The organism is Streptomyces tateyamensis (genome assembly GCF_003205575.1).
GTDB classification, from domain to species: Bacteria; Actinomycetota; Actinomycetes; order Streptomycetales; family Streptomycetaceae; genus Kitasatospora; species Kitasatospora tateyamensis.
The window spans coordinates 18,831-27,476 of record NZ_PYBW01000141.1 but is presented as its reverse complement, the minus strand read 5'-3'; the positions used below and the strand labels follow the sequence as shown (position 1 = coordinate 27,476).

The 8,646-nt window shown below is 72.6% G+C and carries 7 protein-coding genes; 2 read left to right on the top strand and 5 right to left on the bottom strand.

The window, feature by feature from the left end; all coding sequences use genetic code 11:
• Window positions 1-30: 30 nt before the first annotated feature.
• Window positions 31-1,602, bottom strand: coding sequence for an MDR family MFS transporter (locus C7C46_RS29555; RefSeq protein WP_245985158.1), 1,572 nt, complete (start codon window positions 1,600-1,602; stop codon window positions 31-33).
• 87 nt (window positions 1,603-1,689) lie between these two features.
• A complete protein-coding gene (locus C7C46_RS29550) occupies window positions 1,690-2,193 on the bottom strand; it encodes a MarR family winged helix-turn-helix transcriptional regulator (RefSeq protein ID WP_181442600.1) in 504 nt (167 codons plus the stop codon).
• Window positions 2,194-2,339: 146 nt separating this feature from the next.
• On the opposite strand from C7C46_RS29550, the gene C7C46_RS29545 reads away from it, so the two are divergent.
• Complete coding sequence (locus tag C7C46_RS29545; RefSeq protein WP_110672993.1) at window positions 2,340-3,386, top strand: DUF3533 domain-containing protein; 1,047 nt, start codon at window positions 2,340-2,342, stop codon at window positions 3,384-3,386.
• Between the two features lie 12 nt (window positions 3,387-3,398).
• Here C7C46_RS29545 and C7C46_RS29540 read toward each other — a convergent pair whose 3' ends face one another.
• From C7C46_RS29540 to C7C46_RS29530, 3 genes are all read right to left on the bottom strand, one after another.
• A complete protein-coding gene (locus C7C46_RS29540) occupies window positions 3,399-3,929 on the bottom strand; it encodes a GtrA family protein (RefSeq protein ID WP_110672992.1) in 531 nt (176 codons plus the stop codon).
• Window positions 3,930-4,091: 162 nt separating this feature from the next.
• Window positions 4,092-6,503: an endopeptidase La gene (gene lon, locus C7C46_RS29535; protein ID WP_110672991.1), complete on the bottom strand. Its 2,412-nt coding sequence runs from the start codon at window positions 6,501-6,503 to the stop codon at window positions 4,092-4,094.
• Between the two features lie 88 nt (window positions 6,504-6,591).
• Window positions 6,592-7,404, bottom strand: coding sequence for a rhomboid-like protein (locus tag C7C46_RS29530; protein ID WP_110672990.1), 813 nt, complete (start codon window positions 7,402-7,404; stop codon window positions 6,592-6,594).
• Window positions 7,405-7,907: 503 nt separating this feature from the next.
• On the opposite strand from C7C46_RS29530, the gene C7C46_RS29525 reads away from it, so the two are divergent.
• Window positions 7,908-8,639, top strand: a complete 732-nt coding sequence (locus C7C46_RS29525; protein ID WP_181442599.1) for a response regulator transcription factor — start codon at window positions 7,908-7,910, stop codon at window positions 8,637-8,639.
• Window positions 8,640-8,646 lie beyond the last annotated feature (7 nt).

Below are 8,646 nucleotides of genomic sequence, written 5' to 3'. Positions count from 1 at the left end.
GGGCGGCCCTTCGACGTGCGGGCGGGCGGCTCAGGCGTCCTGCGACTGCGGCACCGCCGCCGGCCGGGCGGCCGGCTCCGCATGGTGGGTGCGCAGCGGGACCTCGCGGATGAACAGCACCACCAGGAAGGCGAGCAGTGCGAACGGCGCCGCGACCAGGAAGACGGTGCCGATGCCGTGGCCGAAGGCGTCGGTCACCAGCGGCACCAGTGGGGCCGGGAGCTTGTGCAGGTCGGGCAGGTCGCCGCCGCCCGGCGCGCCGGTGGCCGGCAGGTGGGCCGCACGCAGGTTGTCGGCCAGGTAGTGGGTGACCTTGGTGCCCAGCAGCGCGCCCAGCGCGGAGACGCCCATCGCCCCGCCCATGGTGCGGAAGAAGGTGACCGCCGAGCTGGCGGTGCCCAACTCCTTGACCGGCACCGTGTTCTGCACCGCCAGCACCAGGTTCTGCGAGGTCAGGCCGAGGCCGATGCCGGTGGCCAGCATGTAGAGCGAGAGCAGGCCGTAGCTGGTCTGCGCCCGGGCGGTGCCCAGCAGGGTGAAGCCGAGCGCCAGCAGGAAGGTGCCGGCCACCAGGTAGCGCTTCCACCGGCCGTGACGGGTGATCAGCCGCCCGGCCGCCGCCGAGGAGACCGCCAGGCCCAGGATCATCGGCAGCGTGAGCAGGCCGGCCATGGTCGGGGTCTTGCCGCGGGCCAGCTGGAAGTACTGGCTCAGGAAGGTGGTCGCGCCGTACATCCCGATGCCGACCAGAGCGCTGGCGACGGCGGCCAGGCTCACCGTGCGGTGCCGGAACAGGCCCAGCGGGATGATCGGCTCGGCCGCCCGGCGCTCCGTCAGCACGAACAGCAGCGCCAGCAGCAGTCCGCCGCCGACCATGGCCGCGGTCTGCCAGGAGGCCCAGGGGTAGTTCTTGCCGGCCAGCGTGACCCAGACCATCAGCAGCGAGACGGCGCCCGCGATCAGCAGCGAGCCGAGGTAGTCGATCTTCGCGGCCCGCTTCACCACCGGCAGGTGCAGGGTGCGCTGCAGCACCACGATGGCGATCAACGAGAACGGGATGCCGACGTAGAAGCACCAGCGCCAGCCCAGCCACGGGGTGTCCACGATCACCCCGCCGATCAGCGGGCCACCGATGGTGGCCAGCGCGAAGACCGCGCCGAAGTAGCCGCTGTACCTGCCGCGCTCGCGCGGGGGCACCATCGCGGCCAGGCAGATCTGACCCAGCGCCACCACTCCGCCGGCGCCGACGCCCTGCAGCACCCGGCAGCCGATCAGCTCGGCGGTGTTCTGCGACAGGCCGGCCAGGGTCGAGGAGAGGATGTAGATCACCAGCGCGACCTGCATCAGCAGCTTCTTGCTCACCAGGTCGGAGAGCTTGCCCCAGATCGGGGTGGAGGCGGTCAGGCTGAGCAGCGCCGCGGTGATCACCCAGGTGTAGGCGGACTCGCCGCCGTGCAGGTCGCCCAGGATGGTGGGTAGCGCGTTGGAGACGATGGTCGAGGACAGGACCGCCACGAAGAGGCCGAGCAGCAGGCCGGAGAGCGCCTCGAGGATCTCCCGGTGCGTCATCGGACGGTCGGACGGGCTGGGTACAGCGGTCATGGGGACGAGTCCTTAGATTTCGTTGCCTAAGGCAACCATAAGGGCATTAGTTGACCCAGGCAACCTTTTCGGCGAACCCCCGCGGCTTCAGGCCCGCTCGTCGCCCTCGGCCTCCGCCGCCAGCTCGGGCGTGCGGTACAGGCGCTGCGCCGAGTCGTTGAACCGGGCCAGCAGCCGGGCGAACTGCGCGAGGTCGGCCGGCTCCCAGCTGCCGAGCAGCTCGCGGAACGAGGCCAGGCGGGCCTCGTGCGCCCGCAGGTAGCGCCGCTCGCCGTCCGCGGTGACCGAGACCAGCCAGGCCCGCCCGTCCTGCGGGTCCGGCTCGCGGGCCACCAGGCCCAGCTCCTCCAGCGTCTTGATCTGCCGGCTGATGGTCGCCTTGCCGACCCCGAAGTGCGCCCCCACCTCGGTGACCCGGACCTGGCCGCTGTCGTGCAGGTGGGCCAGCAGGCTGTACGCCATCCCCTCCAACTGCGGGTGCACCAGGCGCGACATCTCGGCCGAGCGGGCCCGACCGCGCCGGAACATCACGGCCACCTCGCGCTCCACCTCGCGGAAGACCGCCTCCTGCGCCACCGGCTCCTCGCTCACGCCCACCGCCATCAACCAGCCGTTTCCCGCCGCCGTCCGGCGCGCGATCAGTATCCACCAGGGCGGCGCGGGAGAGCCCGAAGGGAAGCCCTCGGTGCTATGAAGGATGAGATTCATGCGATTTATCCGACATCGCCCGGAGGAGGATGCCGTTGCCCACCCAAGGCCAAGGATTCGTCAGCGAGCTCAAGGACGCCGTCACCGGCCGCGCGGCACTGCTGGTGATCGGCGTGCTGCTGCTCCAACTGGGTTTCATCACCTCGTACGTCGGCGCCCTGCACGACCCGACGCCGCATCAGCTGTCGATCGGCGTGGTCGCCCCGGCCCAGGCGCAGCCCAAGCTGATAGCGGGGCTGGCGCAGGTGCCGAACGGCGCGGTGAAGCCCAGCGCGGTGCCCGACGAGGCGGCGGCGACCAGCCGGATCAGGGACCAGAAGATCTACGCCGCACTGCTCTACGACCCGTCCGGCACCCAGGACACCCTGCTGGTGGCCAACGCCCGCGGCCCGGCCGCGGCGTCCGCCGCGACCAGCATCGTCACCACGCTCGAGCACAACCAGAACCGCACCGTGACGGTGCGCGACGTGGTGCCGCTGGCCCGGGGGGACGCGGAGGGGCTCTCCTCGTTCTACCTGGTCGTCGGCTGGTGCGTGGGCGGCTACCTGGTCGCCTCGATCCTGGGCATCAGCGCCGGCTCGCGCCCGGCCAACCTGAACCGCGGTCTGATCCGGGTCGGGGTGCTGGCGCTCTACTCGATCGCGGCGGGGATCGGCGGGGCACTGATCATCGGCCCGCTCCTGAACGCGCTGCCCGGCTCGATCGCCGGACTGTGGGGGCTGGGCACCCTGGTGGTCTTCGCGGTCGGCCTGGTCACCATGGCACTGGAGTGCTGGTTCGACGTGGTCGGCATCGGCCTGGCGGTGCTGCTCTTCGTGGTGCTCGGCAACCCGAGCGCGGGCGGGGTCTTCCCACCGCCGCTGATGCCGCCGTTCTGGCGGGCGATCGGGGCCTGGCTGCCGAACGGCGCCGGTACCGAGGTGGCCCGCTCGATCGCGTACTTCGACGCCACAAACATCACGGTGCCGTTGCTGGTGCTCTCCGCCTGGGCGGTGGTCGGCTTCGTGGTGGCGCTGGTGGCCGTGGTCCTCAGGCCCCGGGGCGGCCGGCCGACGGCCGCCGCGACCGAGGTCTGAACGGACGCCGCGTCAGCCGACCCGGGCCGGCGGCTCGGTGTGCCGCTCGGCGGAGTCGCCGCCCGCGCGGGGGGTGGTGAAGACGAACTTCTTCATCGCCCAGTAGCGGAAGGCCATCGCCACCAGGGTGCCCAGGATCATGCCGCTCATGAAGTCGGCGACTTCCTGGGTGAAGTGCGAGACGTGCGGCTCGCGCAGGTTGCACAGGTACCGGCTGGCCAGCAGCGGCAGGTCGTTCACGCCGACCGCGATCGCGCTGACCAGGATGAACGGGATCGCCTCCTTGTGGCTCCCCTCGGACCGGAACGACCAGGCCTTGTTCCACAGGTACGAGACCACGGTGGCCAGCGCCGTCGCGATGGTGAGCGCGACCACCGGCTTGGACTGGCAGACGGTGAACTTCAGCCCGTAGTTGATCACCACGGTCAGCAGGAAGCAGGAGCCACCCACCACCAGGAACTTCACCAGACTGCGGTGCTGCACGAGAAAGGGGCGCAGCGGCCCAGGCACCTTGGCCAGGGCTTTCTGTGTAGGCGACGGCATTGGCGCAGTGTCGCACAGGAACCCGAGCCATGTTCACCCGACTCCCCGTACCGCGGCACCGCCGCACCGCGCAGCCTGCCCGCGGCGGCGGGGCGCATGTGGTAGTGCGCCGGCCGGTGGACCGAGAGGTCCACCGGCCGGCGCACCGGGGCCGAACGGGGGTCAGGCGGCCGCGCCGGCCACCAGCACCTCGGCCGGCTCCAGGGCCAGCGCCAGCACCTCCCGCACGTCGGAGAGCGGGTGCACGGTCAGCCGCTCCAGCACCTCGGCCGGGACGTCGTCCAGGTCGGGCTCGTTCCGCTTGGGGATGATCACGGTGGTGATCCCGGCCCGGTCGGCGGCGAGCAGCTTCTGCTTCACCCCGCCGATCGGCAGCACCCGGCCGGTCAGCGAGACCTCACCGGTCATCGCCACGTCGGTACGGACCTTGCGGCCGGACAGCAGCGAGGCCAGCGCGGTGGTCATGGTGATGCCCGCGCTCGGACCGTCCTTGGGGACCGCGCCGGCCGGCACGTGCAGGTGGATGCCCCGCTCCCGCAGGCCGGTCACCGGCAGTTCCAGCTCCGCGCCGCGCGAGCGCAGGAACGAGAGCGCGATGTGCGCCGACTCCTTCATCACGTCGCCCAGCTGACCGGTCAGGGTCAGGCCGGTGGAACCGGTCTCCGCGTCGGCCAGCGAGGCCTCGATGTAGAGGACGTCCCCGCCCGCGCCGGTGACCGCCAGACCGGTGGCCACGCCGGGCACCGCGGTGCGGCGCTCGGCCGGCTCCTGGGCCGCCTCCGGGGTGTGGTGCGGGCGGCCGATCAGGCCGCGCAGGTCCGCGGTGTCGACCGTGGTGGGCAGCTCGCGCTGGCCCAGCTCGCTCTGCGCCGCGACCTTGCGCAGGATCCGGGCCACCGAGCGCTCCAGGGTGCGCACCCCGGCCTCGCGGGTGTACTCGCCGGCCAGCTTGCGCAGCGCCGCCTCGGTCACCGTGACCGTCTCGGCCGACAGGCCGGCCCGCTCCAGCTGACGGGGCAGCAGGTGGTCCCGGGCGATGACGACCTTCTCGTCCTCGGTGTAGCCGTCCAGCCGGACCAGCTCCATCCGGTCCAGCAGCGGCTCCGGGATCGCCTCCAGCACGTTGGCGGTGGCCAGGAAGACCACGTCGGACAGGTCCAGCTCGACCTCCAGGTAGTGGTCCCGGAAGGTGTGGTTCTGCGCCGGGTCGAGCACCTCGAGCAGGGCCGCGGCCGGGTCGCCCCGGTAGTCGGAGCCGACCTTGTCGATCTCGTCCAGCAGGACCACCGGGTTCATCGACCCGGCCTCCTTGATCGCCCGCACGATCCGGCCCGGCAGCGCGCCGACGTAGGTGCGCCGGTGGCCGCGGATCTCCGCCTCGTCGCGGACGCCGCCGAGGGCCACCCGGACGAAGTCGCGGCCCATCGCGCGGGCCACCGACTCGCCCAGCGAGGTCTTGCCGACCCCGGGCGGGCCGACCAGCGCGAGCACCGCGCCGCCGCGGCGGCCGCCGATCAGGGTCAGCCCCTGGTCCGCCCGGCGCTTGCGCACCGCCAGGTACTCGACGATCCGGTCCTTCACGTCGGACAGGCCCGCGTGGTCGGCGTCCAGCACGGCGCGGGCACCGGCGATGTCGTAGGCGTCCTCGCTGCGGTTGTTCCAGGGCAGCTCGAGCACCGTGTCCAGCCAGGTGCGGATCCAGGAGCCCTCGGGCGACTGGTCGGAGCTGCGCTCCAGCTTCTCGACCTCCTTGAGGGCCGCCTCGCGCACCTTCTCCGGGAGTTCGGCCGCCTCCACCCGGGCCCGGTAGTCGTCCTCCTCGGAGGCGGACTCGCCGTTCAGCTCGGCCAGCTCCTTGCGCACCGCCTCCAGCTGGCGGCGCAGCAGGAACTCCTTCTGCTGCTTGGCGACGCCCTCCTCGACGTCCTTGCGGATGGTGTCGTTGACCTCCTCCTCGGCGAGGTGGTCCTTCATCAGCTGCAGCGCGTACTCCAGGCGGGCCACCTGGTCGGCCTCCAGCAGCGCCTTGAGCTTCTGCTCGGCGGAGACGAAGGGGGCGTAGCCGATGTTGTCGGCCAGCTCGCCGACGCCCTCGATGGCCGCCACCCGGTCGACGATCTGCCAGGCGCCGCGCTTGCGCAGCCACTCGGTGGCGACCGCCTTGTACTCCTTGACCAGCTCGGCCGACCGCCCGGTGAGCGGGACGGCCACCGCCGACTCCTTGAACGGCGTGGTCTCCACCCACAGCGCGGCGCCCGGGCCGGTGGTCCCGGCGCCGATCCGCACCCGGCGGACCGCCCGGACCAGCGCCGCGGGCTCGCCGTCGGCCAGCCGGCCGACCTGCTCGACGGTGGCCAGGGTGCCCACCCCCGCATACGAACCGTCCAGCCGCGGCACCAGCAGCACCTGCGGCTTGCCGCTGTCGACCGAGGAGCGCGCGGCCGAGCGGGCCGCCTCCACCGCGGCGCGCACCTCGGTGTCCTTGAGGTCCAGCGGCACCACCATGCCCGGCAGCACCACCTCGTCGTCGAGGGGCAGCACGGGCAGGGTGAGCGAAGCGGACGTCGATGCCATGATCTCTCCCCAGTCAGTGAACTTGAGTCGACATGACTAAGGCTTGGGGAGTCCGGGTTGTTCCCCCGGTTTTGTTCGCTCTGAGCGATCAGCGAACGGGCGCCGTCAGGCCCGTTCCGGCACCCGCCGCGGCTCCACGCGGGCGCCGGCCGGGCACCTTGGCCGCTCGGGGCAGCCGCAGGCGCAGCCGGCCCAGCGGGCCGCGCGGCCGGCCCGGCCCCCGGCGCAGCGGGCGCCACAGCGCCACCCCGGCCAGCAGTGCGGTCGGGTGCCCGATCGCGGTCACCAGGTCGGCGTCCTCGCTCAGCTGGTGGGCCACCAGCAGCACCGCGGCGGCCAGCGCCAGCACCCGCCCGCGCCGGCTCAGCAGCCCCGCCATCGCGCCCAGGCAGGCCAGCACGCCGTAGCTGATCCCGATGTCCAGCTCGTCGAGGATGCTCGGCCCGACCCGGCCCAGCGCCACCGCGACGGCCACCACGCCCTGCGAGACCAGGGTGCCGACCACGTGCCCGGCGGCGAAGACGCCGGCCGTCCGGGCCGCCCCCACCCGGCGCTCAAGCGGCGCCACGGTGAGCGCGAAGGCCCAGAAGTAGGGCATCCAGACCGGCCCGACCACCCACAGCCCGCTCATCAGCAGCGAGCGCAGCGGGGTGCTGGTCAGGTGGTGGCCGTCGGTGCTGGACATGGTCTGCAGCTGGTGCACCAGCTGCGGGTCGCCGAACTGGGTGAGCGCGGTGGTCCCGGCCAGCAGCAGCAGGTAGCCCACCGCGAACGGGTTGCGGCTCGGGGTCGGCAGCCGCTCCAGCAGCCAGTGCAGCGGCCCGCCGCGCAGGCCCAGGCGCAGGCCGGCGTAGCGGGCCACGGGGACACCCCGGGTACCGCTGGGGGTTGCCTCGGCCATGCCGCCTCCCTCTGCCGCCGCCCGACCCCGGGCGGGTGGAACCGATCGCGACCGGCCTGCGTCCAGGTGAGCATGACACGCTCGCTGCGCGTGCACGCGCTGCCGTCCGCGGCCGGTTCCGTCCACGGTACGGGGCGTGGCTGAGAGCTGTCTGAAGATCCAGCCGCGTTGCGCATCAGGGCAGTTCAGGAGTTGGTCCAGACCTTCGCCGCAGATCGCCGGTCGCACCCGGCCTGGCCGGATTCGTGCACACGCACCGTTACGGCGGGGCGACCAGGCCGGGTAAGGTAGCGGCCCGTGCCGGTCCCCGGGGCGTGGGCATCGGCCTGCGGCGGGATTTCTGCTGACCGCCTGTCGGGGCGCACCCGGGGTCCGTACGCTGCGAGGTGTGCCATCCCGGGGCAACCGACCGGCACGGTGACAAACGACGGAACAAGACTACGAGCGGTGCCCGGCACTCCCACAGGTGACGGCCCGCAGGCCCTGGGGGCGGTGGCGTGACCGTGACAGAGATTCAGCAGGACACCGGGACGAGCGGTGTGATCGCGCAGCGACGCGTGCTGGTGGTGGAGGACGAACCCACCATCGCCGAGTCCATTGCGGCCCGGTTGGGCGCGGAGGGCTTCAAGGTCGCGGTGGCCCACGACGGCCCCGGCGCGGTGGACGGATTCCACACCTGGCAACCCGACCTCGTGGTGCTCGACATCATGCTCCCCGGCTTCGACGGGCTGGAGGTCTGCCGCCGGATCCAGGCGCAGCGCCCGGTACCGGTACTGATGCTGACCGCCCGGGACGACGAGACCGACCTGCTGGTCGGCCTCGGCGTGGGTGCCGACGACTACATGACCAAGCCGTTCTCAATGCGCGAGCTGGCGGCCCGGGTCAACGTGCTGCTGCGCCGGGTGGAGCGGGCCCAGCAGGCCGCCCGCACCCCCGCGCTCGGCTCGCTGCGCTTCGGCGAGCTGGAGATCGACCACGTGCAGCGCCGGGTCCGGCTGGCCTCCGGCGACGTGCACCTGACCCCGACCGAGTTCGACCTGCTGGCCTGCCTGGCCGCCCAGCCCCGCGCGGTGCTCACCCGCGAGCAGCTGCTGGCCGAGGTCTGGGACTGGACCGATGCCTCCGGCACCCGCACGGTGGACAGCCACGTGAAGGCGCTGCGGCGCAAGATCGGCGCGACCTGGATCCGCACCGTGCACGGCGTGGGCTACGCGCTGGAGGCTCCGGTCGGCTGACCGGCGC